General features: G+C 69.7%; 13 protein-coding genes and 1 tRNA gene. 13 read left to right on the top strand and 1 reads right to left on the bottom strand.

Annotation, left to right across the window (positions count from 1 at the left end; translation table 11 throughout):
• Nucleotides 1-228: 228 nt before the first annotated feature.
• Complete coding sequence (locus GH740_RS00360; RefSeq protein WP_153744160.1) at nt 229-1,758, bottom strand: PucR family transcriptional regulator ligand-binding domain-containing protein; 1,530 nt, start codon at nt 1,756-1,758, stop codon at nt 229-231.
• Between the two features lie 95 nt (nt 1,759-1,853).
• Between GH740_RS00360 and gabT the strand changes: the two genes are divergently transcribed.
• The 13 genes from gabT (at nt 1,854) to GH740_RS00295 (ending at nt 14,710) form a co-directional block, all read left to right on the top strand.
• A complete protein-coding gene (gene gabT / locus GH740_RS00355; protein WP_153744159.1) occupies nt 1,854-3,206 on the top strand; it encodes a 4-aminobutyrate--2-oxoglutarate transaminase in 1,353 nt (450 codons plus the stop codon).
• Between the two features lie 20 nt (nt 3,207-3,226).
• The gene (locus GH740_RS00350) at nt 3,227-4,693 is read left to right on the top strand and encodes an NAD-dependent succinate-semialdehyde dehydrogenase (RefSeq protein ID WP_153744158.1); all 1,467 of its coding nucleotides are present in this window, start codon (nt 3,227-3,229) and stop codon (nt 4,691-4,693) included.
• A 14-nt stretch (nt 4,694-4,707) separates the two neighbouring features.
• A complete protein-coding gene (locus tag GH740_RS00345; protein WP_153744157.1) occupies nt 4,708-6,072 on the top strand; it encodes an NAD-dependent succinate-semialdehyde dehydrogenase in 1,365 nt (454 codons plus the stop codon).
• Nucleotides 6,073-6,147: 75 nt separating this feature from the next.
• Complete coding sequence (locus GH740_RS00340; protein ID WP_153744156.1) at nt 6,148-6,582, top strand: pyridoxamine 5'-phosphate oxidase family protein; 435 nt, start codon at nt 6,148-6,150, stop codon at nt 6,580-6,582.
• Between the two features lie 162 nt (nt 6,583-6,744).
• Nucleotides 6,745-6,817 (top strand) — tRNA-Trp (locus tag GH740_RS00335).
• Between the two features lie 47 nt (nt 6,818-6,864).
• Nucleotides 6,865-7,131, top strand: coding sequence for a preprotein translocase subunit SecE (secE, locus tag GH740_RS00330; RefSeq protein WP_253941180.1), 267 nt, complete (start codon nt 6,865-6,867; stop codon nt 7,129-7,131).
• Nucleotides 7,132-7,180: 49 nt separating this feature from the next.
• The gene (gene nusG, locus GH740_RS00325; RefSeq protein ID WP_367640095.1) at nt 7,181-8,212 is read left to right on the top strand and encodes a transcription termination/antitermination protein NusG; all 1,032 of its coding nucleotides are present in this window, start codon (nt 7,181-7,183) and stop codon (nt 8,210-8,212) included.
• Nucleotides 8,213-8,310: 98 nt separating this feature from the next.
• Complete coding sequence (gene rplK / locus GH740_RS00320; RefSeq protein WP_153744153.1) at nt 8,311-8,742, top strand: 50S ribosomal protein L11; 432 nt, start codon at nt 8,311-8,313, stop codon at nt 8,740-8,742.
• Between the two features lie 13 nt (nt 8,743-8,755).
• Nucleotides 8,756-9,445, top strand: coding sequence for a 50S ribosomal protein L1 (gene rplA, locus GH740_RS00315; protein ID WP_153744152.1), 690 nt, complete (start codon nt 8,756-8,758; stop codon nt 9,443-9,445).
• 94 nt (nt 9,446-9,539) lie between these two features.
• Nucleotides 9,540-10,517: an aldo/keto reductase gene (locus GH740_RS00310; protein WP_153744151.1), complete on the top strand. Its 978-nt coding sequence runs from the start codon at nt 9,540-9,542 to the stop codon at nt 10,515-10,517.
• 166 nt (nt 10,518-10,683) lie between these two features.
• Nucleotides 10,684-11,805: an extracellular solute-binding protein gene (locus GH740_RS00305; RefSeq protein ID WP_172978224.1), complete on the top strand. Its 1,122-nt coding sequence runs from the start codon at nt 10,684-10,686 to the stop codon at nt 11,803-11,805.
• On the top strand, nt 11,802-13,583 hold the full coding sequence (locus tag GH740_RS00300) for an iron ABC transporter permease (protein ID WP_153744149.1): 1,782 nt from the start codon (nt 11,802-11,804) through the stop codon (nt 13,581-13,583). Before GH740_RS00305 ends, GH740_RS00300 begins: the two co-directional genes overlap by 4 nt.
• A gap of 17 nt (nt 13,584-13,600) precedes the next feature.
• The gene (locus GH740_RS00295; RefSeq protein ID WP_153744148.1) at nt 13,601-14,710 is read left to right on the top strand and encodes an ABC transporter ATP-binding protein; all 1,110 of its coding nucleotides are present in this window, start codon (nt 13,601-13,603) and stop codon (nt 14,708-14,710) included.

Raw genomic sequence — 14,710 nt, 5'->3', positions numbered from 1 at the left:
CACTTGCACGCTGGTGGATGTTAGTTCACAAGTGAACACTAGTCATCGGTCACAGTCTTGTCAAAGCCGTTGCGGGCACTCGGTACGGCCCTCTGGAGAAGGAGCGCGTGGCGCGCGGGTGGTTGCTATCCGCAGGGTTCTGCTCGAACTCGGGCTTTCGAGCCCACGGTCGATGTCGGCATCGATCGATCACGGCGTTCTCGGGCCCCCGGTAGGCCCGCCCTCACCTCATCCGAGCGTGCGCAGCGCCGCCCACAGCTCGGCACGGGCGGCGAAGCCGCCCAGGTCCACGCCCAGCAGCTGCTGGGCGAGGCCGATGCGCGCGCGCATGGTGTGGCGGTGGATGCCGAGGGCATCGGCGGCCGCGTCGATGCGGGCGTCGTGCTCCAGCCACGTCCGCACGGCGTCCACCAGCGTCGTGCCCTCGGCCTGGTCGTGCTCCACCAGCGGCGCTATCGCGGAGCGCGCCAGCGCGCGGCCCGCCTCGGTGTCCAGGGCCGACAGCACCCCCGACGAGGCCACCTCCGCGAACCGCGACACCGGCCCCGCCCCGCGTCGCAGCGCGACGGCCGCCTGGCCCGCCGCCCGCGAGAACTCCGCGTAGCCCGCGGGCTCGGACACGCCGATCCGCACCCCGAACCGGTCGGCGAGTGCGGCGAGGTCCTCCACGGCCGACTCCGGGCGCGCCGGCACGACGATCGCCAGGCCCTCCTCGTCCCGGCCGAAGAACAGCCGGCCGGGGCGCTCGTGCGCGCGCAGCTCGAGCCACTCCGTGACGGCTTCGCCACCGGCATCCGTCATCGCCACCAGCACCGGCGCCGTCGGCAGCCCGCCCCACATGTCCCGCGCGACCCGCCGGGCCAGGGTCGGATCGTCCGACAGCAGCGACTGCAGCGTCCCCGCCCGCAGCAGCGACCGGGCCCGCGCCAGCCCCTCGTTCTGCTCGAGGGCCAGCCCCGCCATTGCGATGACGGACGTCACGACGCCGCGCCCCTCCTGGTCGAGGTCGCCGGCCGCGATCGCTATGACCCCGCGCAGATGCCCGCCGCGTCCCAGCGTCTGCAGCGTGAACCGCGTTGCGCCGATCCGCAGCGCCGACCCGGCGCGCGCGCCCCGGCCGAGCACCGTCGCGACCTCGTCGCCCAGCGCCCGGGTCGTCGCGGCGTCCAATGCTCCCACCGGATGCTCGCGGGCGAGGGCGCCGGCGGCATCGAACAGCCCCACCCAGGCATCCAGCTGACGCGCCAGCTCGGCCAGCGTCGCGGTCAGCCCGTCCGGGCGCAGCGCCGCGAGCGCTATCGCGCGCTGCGCGGCGAGCGCCCAGCTGCGCCGCGCATACGCCTGCGCCGCTATCGCCTCCGCGTGCGCCCGCGCTATCGCGAGGAACGGCGTCCGGTACGGCACCTCGAACAACGGCATCCGCTGCGCCCGGCACGCCTGCACCAGCAGGTCCGGGATGCCGGCGCGCACCACGTCGGTTCCGAAGCCGAGCGCGCACACGCCGCGCTCCCCGAGCCTGCGCACGTACGCCTCGAACACGGCGGCATCCGCGGAGTCCGGGAACTGCGTTCCGGTCGTCATCAGCACGAGATCGTCCGACAGGAACGGCGTGGGATCGGCGAGGTCCGAACTGTGCACCCACCGCACCGCGCGCTGCAGTGCCGCCGGGTCCAGGTCATCCTCGTCCAGCGCGAGTCGCAGATGCAGATCCCGCCGCCCCAGCAGGGCACGCACCGTCGTCGTGTCGGTCTGCTCCATCGGCGCTCCTTCCTGTACGCAATGTACATCAGCGCGGGAAGAATGTACTCGACGGCGAGTGCACCGCGTGCGCTCGCGCGCCTACGCTCGCGAGTATGAGCAACGCGGCTGTCATCACCCCCGTCGGCGGACCCTCCCTTCCCCAGGAGCGACGCCTCGTCACCGCCATCCCCGGCCCCCGGTCCCAGGAGCTGCTGGAGCGCAAGGCGGCCGCCGTCGCGGCGGGCGTCGGGCACACGGCCCCGATCGCCGCGGTCGCCGCCGGCGGCGGCGTGATCCTCGACGCGGACGGCAACTCCCTGATCGACCTCGGCAGCGGCATCGCCGTCACCTCCGTCGGCAACGCGCACCCCAAGGTCGTCGAGGCCGTCCAGCAGCAGGTCGCGCAGTTCACGCACACGTGCTTCATGGTGTCCCCCTACGAGTCGTACGTGGCCGTCGCCGAGGCCTTGAACCGGATCACACCCGGCGCGTTCGCAAAGAAGAGCGCCCTGTTCAATTCCGGGGCCGAGGCCGTCGAGAACGCCGTGAAGATCGCGCGCAAGTACACGCGCAAGCAGGCCGTCGTCGCGTTCGACCACGGCTACCACGGCCGCACGAACCTCACAATGGCGCTGACCGCGAAGGCGATGCCGTACAAGAGCGGGTTCGGCCCGTTCGCGTCGGAGGTCTACCGCGCCCCGATGTCGTACCCCTTCCACGACGGCCTCACCGGGCCCGAGGCGGCGAAGCGGGCAATAGCGATGATGACGAAGCAGATCGGCGCCGAGAACCTCGCCGCCATCATCATCGAGCCGATCCAGGGTGAGGGCGGCTTCATCGTGCCGGCCGACGGATTCCTGCCCGCCCTCTTGGACTGGTGCCACGCGAATGATGTGGTGTTCATCGCCGACGAGGTGCAGACCGGGTTCGCCCGCACCGGCGCCATGTTCGCCTCGGAGGTGTTCGGCATCGTGCCCGACCTGATCACGACCGCCAAGGGCATCGCCGGCGGCCTGCCGCTGGCGGCGGTCACCGGTCGCGCCGAGATCATGGACGCCGCGCACGCGGGGGGCCTGGGCGGCACGTATGGCGGCAACCCCGTCGCGTGCGCGGCCGCCGTCGCCGCGATCGAGGTGTTCGAGAACGACGGACTGATCGAGCGGGCCCGCGCTATCGGCGTCATCCTGCAGGAGCGGCTGCACGCGCTGCAGGCGGCCGACCCGCGGGTCGGGGAGGTCCGCGGCCGCGGCGCCATGGTCGCCGCCGAGTTCGTCGACCCGACGACGGGGGAGCCGGATGCCGCGCTGACCTCCGCGATAGCGAAGCAGTGCATCGCCGAGGGCGTCGTCGTCCTCACCTGCGGCACGTACGGCAACGTGATCCGCTTCCTGCCGCCGCTGTCGATCGGCGATGACCTGCTGAACGAGGGCCTGGACGTGGTCGCGTCCGCGCTCGCCGCCCACTGACTGATCCCCAAGGAGTGCACATGACCGCGCAACAGGAAGCCGAACTGCTGGACCGCGTCCCCACCGGTCTGTTCATCGGCGGCGAATGGGTGGATGCCGAGGGCGGCGCGACGTTCGACGTGCACGACCCCAGCACGAACGCCGTCATCCGCTCGATCGCCGACGGCTCACCGGCCGACGGCATCCGTGCCCTGGACGCCGCGGTGGCGGCACAGGACGACTGGGCGGCCACCGCGCCGCGCACGCGCAGCGATATCCTGCGCCGCGCGTTCGAGCTGGTCCAGCAGCACAAGGAGGACCTTGCGCTGCTGATGACGCTGGAGATGGGCAAGCCCCTCGCCGAGTCACGCGGCGAGGTCGTCTACGGAGCCGAGTTCCTGCGCTGGTTCAGCGAGGAGGCGGTGCGCATCAACGGCCGGTACGGGCTGAACCCCGAGGGGACGGGCCGCATGGTCGTCTCGCAGCGCCCGGTCGGTCCGTCGTTCTTCATCACGCCGTGGAACTTCCCGTTCGCGATGGCCACGCGCAAGATCGCACCGGCCCTGGCCGCCGGCTGCACCGTGGTCGTCAAGCCCGCCGCGCTCACCCCGCTGACGACCCTGTTCTTCGCCGCGCTGCTGGCGGAGGCGGGCCTGCCCGCCGGTGTTGTCAACGTCGTGTCCACCACCACGTCCGGCAAGGTCGCCGGCCCGATCATCGCCGACCCGCGGCTGCGCAAGCTGTCGTTCACCGGGTCCACCGAGGTCGGCCGCAAGCTCATCGCCCAGGCCGCCGACGGCATCCTGCGCGTGTCGATGGAGCTGGGCGGGAACGCGCCGTTCGTCGTGTTCGAGGACGCCGACCTGGACAAGGCCGTCGACGGCGCGATGATCGCGAAGTTCCGCAACATCGGGCAGGCGTGCACCGCCGCCAACCGGTTCATCGTGCACGAGTCGATCGCGGCCGAGTTCGCGGACCGCGTCACCGCGCGCGTGCAGGAGATGACCATCGGCCGCGGCACCGACGACGGCGTCACGATCGGCCCGCTCATCGACGAGGATGCCGTCGCCAAGGCACGCGCACTGGTGGACGACGCCGTGACCCGCGGCGCCACCGTGCGCACGGGCGGCGCGGCCGTCGCGTCCGAGGGCACGTTCTTCGAGCCCACCGTCATCAGCGACGTTCCGGCCGGAGCCGACATCCTCCGCGAGGAGATCTTCGGCCCGGTCCTGGCGATAGCCCCGTTCCATGACGAGGACGAGGCCGTCCGCCTCGCGAACGCGACCGAATTCGGCCTGGTCTCCTACGTGTTCACGGAGAGCCTCGCGCGCGGGCACCGGATGATCGACCGGCTCGAGACGGGCATGATGGGTCTGAACGTGGGCGTCGTCTCGAACGCGGCCGCTCCCTTCGGCGGCGTCAAGCAGTCCGGGATGGGCCGCGAGGGCGGTCTCGAGGGCATCCACGAATATCTGTCCACGAAGTACACGCTGATCCCCGTCGATTGAGAAGAGGACCGGAGATGACCGACTACGCCGTCGTCAACCCCGCCACCGGGCAGACCGTGGCCACCTACGACACTTTCACCGACGCGCAGGCCCAGGATGCCATCGCCGCCGCGGCGGCGGCGTTCGGCACCTGGTCGCGCACATCCGTCGCCGACCGTGCGGCGGTCGTGCGGCGGATCGCCGACGGGCACCGTGCGCGACGCGACGAACTCGCCGCGATCATCGTCCGCGAGATGGGCAAGCCGATCGCCGCCGCGCTCGGCGAGGTCGACTTCGCCGCCGACATCATCGAGTTCTACGCCGACCACGCCGAGCAGGTCACCGCCGACCGCCCGATCGACATCCTCGGCGAGGGCAGCGCCGTCGTGCGCCGTGCACCGCTGGGCGTGCTCCTGGGGATCATGCCGTGGAACTTCCCCGCCTACCAGGTGGCCCGATTCGCGGCGCCGAACCTCGTGCTGGGCAACACCATCCTGCTCAAGCACGCCCCGCAGTGCCCCGAGTCCGCGGCGCTGCTGGAGCGCATCTACGAGGAGGCCGGCCTTCCGGACGGCGCCTACGTCAACGTGTACCTGACGAACGAGCAGGCCGCCGCGACGATCGCCGACCCGCGCGTGCAGGGCGTGTCGGTCACCGGCTCCGAGCGCGCCGGCGCCGCCGTCGCCGAGGTCGCGGGACGCCATCTGAAGAAGGTCGCGCTGGAGCTCGGCGGATCCGACCCGTTCATCCTGCTGTCCACCGACGACCTGGACGCCACCGTGCAGGCCGCCGTGGACGCGCGGCTGGACAACAACGGCCAGTCCTGCAACGGCGCCAAGCGCTTCATCGTCGTCGACGACCTGTACGACGACTTCGTCTCGCGGTTCACCGCGGCGATGGCCGCGGTGGCGGCATCCGACCCCACCTCGGAGGACACCATCCTCGGGCCGCTGTCGTCGGAGGCGGCCGCGGCGCGGCTGCAGCAGCAGATCGACACGGCCGTCGCGCAGGGCGCGACGGTGCTGGCCGGCGGCACCCGGGAGGGCACGTTCTTCGCCCCGACCGTGCTGGCCGACGTCACGCCGGAGATGGACGTCTACCGCGAGGAGCTGTTCGGCCCCGCCGCCGTCGTGTACCGGGTGACGGACGAGGATGCCGCGGTGCGGCTCGCGAACGACACGTCGTTCGGTCTGGGCTCGTACGTGTTCACGACCGACGCCGCGCAGGCGCAGCGGGTGGCCGATGCCATCCAGGCCGGCATGGTGTACGTGAACCTCGTCCTCGCCGACAGCCCGGAGCTGCCGTTCGGCGGGGTCAAGCGCAGCGGCACCTCGCGGGAGCTGGGGCTGCTGGCGGCCGACGAGTTCGTGAACAAGAAGCTGGTCCGCATCGGGGCGTAGCCGCGCGTCGCCGGACCCGGCCGACGCCGCGCACCGGGCCGCCCGTGACGGCGTCCCGCGTGCGAAGATGGGGGCATGGACGAGACGGGCGGCGTGGTCGCGCTCGACGAGAGCGCGTGCTGGGAGCGTCTGGGCGGGCAGCAGCTCGGACGCATCGTGACCAGGGTCGGGGACGCCATCGACATCTTCCCGGTCAACTTCGTCGTGGACGAGCAGTCGATCCTGTTCCGCACCGCGGAGGGCAGCAAGCTGTTCGAACTCACCGTCGACGATCGTGTGCTCTTCGAGGTGGACGACCACACCGATACCGACGCCTGGAGCGTCGTCGTGCGCGGTCGGGCGAGCCGGCTGGAGTCGAGCGCCGACGTGGCGCGCGCCGACACGCTGGGGCTCGCGCCGTGGATCCCGACGCTGAAGTACAACTACGTGCGCGTGACGCCCACCGCGGTGTCGGGCCGCGCGTTCACCCGTGCCCCCGAGCCGGATCGCTACGGCATCCAGCCCTACTGAGCGCAGGCATCCCGCCCGGTTCGCGACCGCGGAGGGCATGCTCTACACTGGAGAAGCAGTCTTGTCTGCATTCTTTCGCTGTGCCCGCGGGCAAGGGGCACGTTCCCCAGATCATCGGACGCGGCGCAGGAGTGCGGGCGTCCCGGGGCCGGTGCGGCCTCTAGGGCGGTAGCTCAATTGGCAGAGCAGCGGTCTCCAAAACCGCAGGTTGCAGGTTCGATTCCTGTCCGCCCTGCGCGTCAGCGCATGCTGATTCACAGAAGACGATTTCAGGTGGGGTCGATGGTCCAGGACGAGCCGAACGGCGAGATCGTCGCCGCGAGCGACCGGACGCGTGAGAAGAAGGCCGGCTTCTTCCAGCGCATCGCCATCTTCATCCGCCAGGTCTTCGCCGAAATGCGCAAGGTCGCCGTCCCGAACCGGCAGGAGCTGATCAGGTACACGATCGTCTCGATCGTGTTCGTGGTCGTGGTGATGGCGATCGTCTACGGGTTGGACGTGCTGTTCTCCTGGATGACGGCGTGGGTGTTCGGCTCACCGGGAGCGTGACGCGCGTCTGACGCGCGCGCACCGGTCCATACGAACGGAAGAGAACCAAGTGTCTGACAGATTCCCCGACGATGCCGATTGGGCCACCGCCGCCGAGCAGTCCAGCGAGGCCGACGAGGCCCAGGAGGGCGGCGTGCTCGAGGCCGAGGAGCGGTCGGTCGAGGCTGCGGAGCACCGCGCGCTGCACGTCGAGGACGAAGAGAGCGACGTGGACGAAGAGACATACGACATCGAAGATCCGGAGGCGGATGCGATCGTGAACGACGCACTGCACATCGACGCCACCGCCGAGGCCGAGGCCGCGGCGGAGGTCCTGACCGACGACGCGGCCGACGAGGCCGCAGAGCGCGCCGCCGAGGCCGCCGCCGACGTCACCCCCTACGAGGGTCCCGACGTGAACGGCGACGAGGACCGGCTCGTCCTCGACGAGGACGCCGTCGACGAGGACGCCGCGGACGAGGACCCGTACGACGCGTTTCGCACCGAGCTGCGGTCGCAGCCGGGCAAGTGGTACGTGATCCACTCGTACGCCGGGTTCGAGCGCAAGGTGAAGGCCAACATCGAACAGCGCAAGTCGACGCTGGAGGTGGAGGAGGACATTTACCAGGTCGAGGTCCCGATGGAGGACGTCGTGGAGATCAAGAACGGGCAGCGCAAGATGGTCACGCGCGTCCGGATCCCGGGCTACGTGCTCGTGCGCATGGAACTCAACGAGGACACCTGGTCGGTGGTGCGCCACACACCCGGCGTGACCGGGTTCGTCGGCAACGCGCACAACCCGACGCCGCTGCGCTTCGAGGAGGCCTTCACGATGCTGAAGTCGCTCGTCGAGGTCAAGGAGGTCGCCACCGCGAAGGGCGGCTCCGCGAAGGGCGCCCCGGCCTCCGCCCGCGTCATCCCCGCCGAGGTCGACTTCGAGGTCGGCGAGACCATCACGATCAAGGAGGGCTCGTTCGCGGGTCTTCCCGGCACCATCAGCGAGATCAAGCCCGAGAGCGGCAAGCTCACGGTCCTCGTCTCGCTGTTCGAGCGGGAGACCCCGGTCGAGCTGTCGTTCGACCAGGTCACCAAGATGCTCTGACGCGCAAGACGCGTCTGACAGACACCGCACCCCGGAACCGCCGGGCCTGCGGGAGAGCGGATGCCGCATGGCATCCGATTCGCTGAAAGGAAACAGGAATGGCACCGAAGAAGAAGGTGACCGGCCTGATCAAGCTTCAGATCAAGGCCGGCGCCGCAAACCCGGCGCCGCCGATCGGGCCCGCGCTCGGTCAGCATGGCGTGAACATCATGGAGTTCTGCAAGGCGTACAACGCCGCGACGGAGTCGCAGCGCGGCAACGTCATCCCCGTGGAGATCACCGTCTACGAGGACCGCAGCTTCACCTTCATCTTGAAGACGCCCCCGGCCGCCGAGCTGATCAAGAAGGCCGCCGGCGTGGCGAAGGGTTCGAAGACCCCGCACACCGACAAGGTCGGCAAGCTCACGCAGGAGCAGGTGCGTCAGATCGCCGAGACCAAGCAGCCCGACCTCAACGCGAACGACCTGGAGGCCGCGGCGAAGATCATCGCCGGCACCGCGCGTTCCATGGGCATCACGGTCGAGGGCTGAGGGGAGAACGAACATGGCTACCAAGTCCAAGGCTTACCGCGCCGCTTCCGACAAGATCGCGGCGGACACCTTCTTCACCCCCACCGAGGCTGTGGCGCTCGCCAAGCAGACCGGGTCGAAGAAGTTCGACTCGACCGTCGAGGTCGCCCTCAAGCTGTCGGTCGACCCGCGCAAGGCGGACCAGATGGTGCGCGGCACCGTCATCCTCCCGCACGGCACCGGCAAGACCGCGCGCGTCATCGTGTTCGCGACCGGCCCGGCCGCTGAGGCCGCCATCGCCGCCGGTGCGGACGAGGTCGGTGGCTCTGAGCTGATCGAGAAGGTGGCCGCCGGCTGGACCGACTTCGACTCGGCCGTGGCAACCCCCGAGCTCATGGGCCAGGTCGGCCGTCTCGGCAAGGTGCTGGGCCCGCGCGGCCTGATGCCGAACCCGAAGACCGGCACGGTCACCCCCAACCCGGCCAAGGCCGTGGAGGAGATCAAGGGCGGCAAGATCGAGTTCCGCGTCGACAAGCACGCCAACGTGCACTTCATCGTCGGCAAGGCCTCGTTCACGGCCGAGCAGCTCGACGAGAACCTGAAGACGGCGCTCGAGGAGATCGTGCGCCTGAAGCCGGCCAGCTCGAAGGGCCGCTACATCCAGAAGGGCGCGGTGTCGACCACGTTCGGCCCCGGCATCCCGCTGGACGTCAACGCCATCTGAGCTGCACACTCACAACGGGGTTCCGCCTGCGGGCGGAACCCCGTTGGCGTCCCCACGTTTTCCGTCTGCGCAGCGCCCGTGGGATCGTGGACGCATGGACTACACGCGACTGGGCGGCTCCGGCCTGCGCATCTCGAAGATCATCCTCGGCTGCATGAGCTACGGGGACCCGCACACGGGAAGCCACGAGTGGTCGATGGGCATCGACCAGGCACGGCCCTTCTTCCGCCGGGCCATCGAAGCCGGTGTCACCACGTTCGACACCGCGAACGTGTACTCGCTGGGCTCCAGCGAGGAGATCACCGGCACCCTGCTGCGCGAGTTCTCCTCCCGCGACCAGGTCGTCATCGCGACGAAGGTCGCGATGCGGATGGGCCCGGGCCCCAAGGACAGCGGGCTTTCGCGCGCGGCCATCCTCGCGCAGGTCGACGCCTCCCTGCGGCGACTCGGCACCGACTACATCGACCTCTATCAGATCCATCGCCTGGACCGGCAGGTGCCGATGGAGGAGATCATGCAGGCCCTCGACGACGTCGTGCGCTCCGGCAAGGTCCGGTACCTCGGCGCATCCTCGATGTACGCGTGGGAGTTCGCGAAACTGCAGCACGCGGCAGACCTCGGCGGATGGACGCGATTCGTCTCGATGCAGGACCAGTACAGCCTCCTGATGCGGGAGGAGGAGCGGGAGATGCATCCGCTGTGCGTGGATCAGGGCGTCGGCGTGATCCCGTGGAGCCCGCTCGCACGCGGCCGGCTGGCACGCGAATGGGGCGTGCAGACGGCGCGGACCGAGACCGACGAGTACGGCAAGACGCTCTACCACCAGCAGGAGGCCGCCGACCAGGCCGTCGTTCAGGCGGTGGGCGAGATCGCCGCCGAGCGGGGGATCTCGCGTGCGCAGGTCGCTCTGGCCTGGGTGATGGCGCAGCCCGCGGTGTCGGCGCCCATCGTGGGCGCCACCCGGCCCGGTCATCTCGAGGACGCGCTGGCCGCGACGGAGCTGACGCTGTCGGACGACGAGCTTGCGCGTCTGGAGGCGCCGTACGCGCCTCGACTGCCGGAAGGGTTCTGACCGCCGCGCCATTCGATGCCGAACGTTCCCCTATGCGGGACGGGTCGTTGCCCGTCGCGCGCCACATCCGTGGAATAGAGGGACTCTCCACTGGCCCCCGCTCCGGATCCGCCTGGCGGAGCGTACTCACCACCCGAGCACCGAGATGAATGGCAAAGGAGCTGTTGTGAACAACTTCCGCAAGGTTGCGACCCTCGCCCTGGGCGCCGCCGTACTGTGGGCAGCCGCGGGCTGCGCCGCCGACACCGCCCCGACCGACCAGAAGACCGGATCCGACCCGATGGCCGCGCTGATCGCGGCCGCCAAGGCCGAGGGCGAGCTGACGTTCTACGGCGACGCGAACGAGACCTCACTGCAGAAGTGGACCCAGGGGTTCACCGACGAGTACGGCATCCCGGTCAACGTCCTGCGCATGCCCGGCAGCGAGCTCGCGCAGCGCTTCCAGCAGGAGCAGGCGGCCGGACAGGCGCAGGCCGACATCTTCAGCATCGCCGACCGCGTGTCGATGGAGAAGATGGTCACGGCCGGGTACATCACCGAGTACACGCCCGCCGACGCCGGAAACTACCCGGCCGAGCAGTCGAAGGCCGGCTACTACTACCCGCTGCAGAACGGGTACTTCCAGACGATCGCCTACAACACGTCGAAGGTCTCGGCCGAGGACATCGCGAAGATCCAGGCCGACCCGCTCAAGGCCGCTGCCGACCCGAAGTTCAAGGGCAAGGTCGGCGTGAACATGCCGCAGTCCTCGCAGCAGATCGCCGCGCTGTACTACGGCTGGTCCGAGGGCGACGGCGCCGGCACGTACGGCTGGGACGCGCTGAAGGCGGTGGCGGCGAACAAGCCGCTCATCCAGAGCTCGGCGACGCTCGTGCAGAGCCTCGTCCAGGGCGAGGTCTCGATCGCCGTCGGCATCACCGACTCGCTCGAGTTCTCCTACGTCGCGCAGGGCGCGCCGATCCAGTTCGTCTACCCCGCCCCGACCGTCGGCGGATACTTCTCGGACGCGATCGTCAAGAGCGCACCGCATCCGAACGCCGCCAAGCTGTTCATGGAGTGGGCGACCTCGGTCGAAGCTAACCAGCTCTACACCCAGATCACCGGCACCGCGCCCGTGAACTCCAAGGTCAAGGACGAGCGCGACATCATGAGCCAGGACTGGTACACCGCACCGGACACGGCCAAGGTGTGGTTCGACTTCATCAACGACGACGCGTTCCTGAAGGCATCCGACGCGAAGGGCGACTTCCTGAAGAAGTGGAACGGCGTGTTCGGGTACAACGGATGACACTGCTGGACCGACCGGGCGTCGCTCCGGGTGAGCCCGGGGGCAGCGCGACGGAAATCGTCGCGCTGCCCCCGGGCGGTGCCCGCCGCACGCGGCTGCGCGCGCCATCCGCCCTGGCCATCGTCATCCTCCTGCTGCTGCTGGGACTGGTGGCGGGGCCCGTGCTCATGGTGTTCGTCGGCGCGGTGCAGAGCGAGGCGCCCGGACTGCCGAACAACCACTTCTCGTGGGACGCCGTGTTCCGCGTGTACTTCAGCGGCGATTTCTACGGGTCGCTGCTGGGCACACTGGGCATGGCCATCGCCACGGCGGCGCTGTCCGTCGTCTTCGGTGGCATCGCGGCGTGGTTCCTCACGCGCGTCGCCGTCCCGCTGCGCCGCCTCTGGGAATTCGGCCTCATCCTGCCGCTGTTCCTGTCGCCGTTCGTGGGCGCGCTCGCCTGGCTGCTGCTGGCTGCGCCCAACTCGGGCATCATCAACGTCAACCTGCGCTGGATGCTGGGGCTGGACGACGACACCGTCCTCGTGAACATCATGACGCTGCCCGGTGTCGTGTTCGTGATGCTGCTGTTCTACGTCCCTTACGCGTACCTGTTCATCTCCTCCGCGCTGCGCAATATGGACCCCTCGCTCGAGGAGGCCAGCAGCATGAACGGGCGCGGCACGTTCGCCACCGCCATGCGCGTGACGCTGCCGATGATGCGCCCCGCCATCGTGGCGTCGTTCTTCTTCGTGGCGGTCCTCGCCACCGGCGTGTTCGTGATCCCCGCCGTGCTGGGACTGAACACGTCGTTCTCCCCGCTGGCCGTCGAGGTCTACCGGGCGATGACGGTGTTCCCGTCGAATCCGCCCACCGCCGCGGCGCTGGGCACCCTCCTGTTCTGGTTCACGCTCGTCGGCGTGTACCTGTACCGGCGGTCCGTGCGCAACGCGAACCGTTACGTCACGCTCAGCGCCCGAGCCACCCGCCCCCGGGCGGTCGCGCTGCCGGTGGGCCGCTGGGTGGCCGCGGCCTTCTTCGCGGTGTACGCGCTGCTCGCCGCGGTCCTGCCCTACCTCACCCTCATCCTGATGAGCCTCACCCCGTTCGCCATCACCGACCTGCGGAACATCAAGCTGTCGCTGAGCGGCATCACCCAGGTCTGGACACGGCCGGATGTCGCCACCGCGTTCGGAAACACGCTGGTGCTCGGCATCGTCGTGCCGACAGTGGTCGTGCTCATCGGGCTCGGCGTGGCGTACGTCGTGGTCCGCGAGCGGGGGCGCCTGGGCGCGCTCATCGACTACCTCGGGACGTTCCCGATCGCCGTCCCCGGCATCGTGTTCGCCACCGGCGTGCTGTGGCTGTACGTGCGCACCCCCGTGTACGCCACCGTGTTCGTGGTGACGATAGCGCTGATCGGCGCCTACATGCCGCACGGGGCCCGCTTCGCGAGCGCCGGTCTCATCCAGATCGACCGCTCCCTCGAGGAGGCGGCGCGGATGAATGGGGCGAGCAAGCTGAGGATGCTGTTCACCGTGACGTTCCCGCTGCTGCGTCCCTCCCTCCTGTCGGCGTGGACGCTCCTGTTCGTGTTCGCGACGCGCGAGGTCAACGAGGCCGTCATCCTGTCCGGACCGAAGTCCCGGCCGCTGTCGGTGCTGGCCTGGAACTACGTCGAGCAGGGATCGCTGCAGCAGGCCGCCGTGGTCGGACTGTTCCTCACCGTCGTGATGGCCGTGGGCATCCTGTTCGCCCGTGTCGTGCTCCGCGCGAAGCTCGACTCCTCCAACCTGTAGCAGAGAAGGATCCACCCGTGAGTCAGACCACCGCAGACCCGTCGACCGCGTCCACCCGCAGGAACCGGGGCGCCGCCCTCGAAGTCACCGACCTGCGCATCAAGTACGGCGAAACGGAGGCCGTCAAGGGCATCTCGTTCGCGATCCAACCGGGCGAGTTCCTGACGCTCCTGGGCCCTTCCGGATGCGGCAAGACGACCACGCTGCGCTGCATCGCCGGCCTCGAGCCGGCGTCGGGCGGCACGATTGCGATCGATGGCGCCGTCGTCGCCGGACCGGGAAAGCACGTTCAGCCCGAGAAGCGCGGCATCAACATGGTGTTCCAGTCGTACGCGGTGTGGCCGCACATGACGGTCGCCAAGAACGTCGGGTACGGATTGAAGGGCAGCTCGAAGTCCGAGATCGCCGCTCGCGTCGAGGAGGTGCTCGAGCTGGTCGGCCTTGCCCCGTACGCCAAGCGCTACGGCACCGAGCTCTCCGGTGGGCAGCAGCAGCGCGTCGCCCTCGCCCGCGCCATCGTCACCCGACCGAAGATCCTCCTGTTCGACGAGCCGCTGTCGAACCTGGATGCCGGCCTGCGCGAGCAGATGCGCGTCGAGCTGCTGCAGCTGCAGCGCACCGTCGGCATCACCAGCGTGTACGTCACCCACGATCAGACCGAGGCGATGTCGATGTCCGACCGCGTCGTGCTGATGCGCGACGGGCAGATCGAACAGCTGGACGTCCCCCGCGAGATCTACCGGCGTCCGGCATCCGAGTTCGCCGCGACGTTCATCGGCCGGGCGAACCTCATCCGGGGGAGCCTCACCGGCGAAAAGACCCGCGCACAGGCGGCCGGCCTCACGGTGACCACCGAAGACCCGTACCGCGGCGAGGGCACGGACGTCCTGGCGGTGTTCCGCTCGGAGAACGTCGTCGTCGGTCCCGACGCGGCCATGCTCGAGAATCGCTGGGATGCCGTCGTGGAGCGCCTCATGTTCCTCGGGCGCCACCTCGACGTCACGCTGCGACTGCCCTCCGGTATCGTCCGCGCCGAAGTCCCCATCGACACACCCGTCACGGAAGGGGCCACGGTGCCGGTGGGCGTGCGCGCCCGCGACGTCCACTTCGTCAGGGCGCAGGCCTGA

It is taken from the genome of Microbacterium sp. SYP-A9085 (genome assembly GCF_009649635.1).
Classification (GTDB): Bacteria; Actinomycetota; Actinomycetes; order Actinomycetales; family Microbacteriaceae; genus Microbacterium.
This window is presented reverse-complemented; position numbering and strand designations above follow the sequence as displayed.

Excerpts from the sequence above, each read along its gene's own strand:
- GH740_RS00350 (WP_153744158.1), top strand. The coding sequence starts at position 3,227 with ATGACCGCGCAACAGGAAGCCGAACTGCTGGACCGCGTCCCCACCGGT.
- rplK (WP_153744153.1), top strand. The coding sequence starts at position 8,311 with ATGGCACCGAAGAAGAAGGTGACCGGCCTGATCAAGCTTCAGATCAAG.
- GH740_RS00340 (WP_153744156.1), top strand. The coding sequence starts at position 6,148 with ATGGACGAGACGGGCGGCGTGGTCGCGCTCGACGAGAGCGCGTGCTGG.
- rplA (WP_153744152.1), top strand. The coding sequence starts at position 8,756 with ATGGCTACCAAGTCCAAGGCTTACCGCGCCGCTTCCGACAAGATCGCG.
- GH740_RS00310 (WP_153744151.1), top strand. The coding sequence starts at position 9,540 with ATGGACTACACGCGACTGGGCGGCTCCGGCCTGCGCATCTCGAAGATC.
- GH740_RS00345 (WP_153744157.1), top strand. The coding sequence starts at position 4,708 with ATGACCGACTACGCCGTCGTCAACCCCGCCACCGGGCAGACCGTGGCC.
- gabT (WP_153744159.1), top strand. The coding sequence starts at position 1,854 with ATGAGCAACGCGGCTGTCATCACCCCCGTCGGCGGACCCTCCCTTCCC.
- GH740_RS00360 (WP_153744160.1), bottom strand. The coding sequence starts at position 1,758 with ATGGAGCAGACCGACACGACGACGGTGCGTGCCCTGCTGGGGCGGCGG.
- secE (WP_253941180.1), top strand. The coding sequence starts at position 6,865 with ATGGTCCAGGACGAGCCGAACGGCGAGATCGTCGCCGCGAGCGACCGG.
- GH740_RS00300 (WP_153744149.1), top strand. The coding sequence starts at position 11,802 with ATGACACTGCTGGACCGACCGGGCGTCGCTCCGGGTGAGCCCGGGGGC.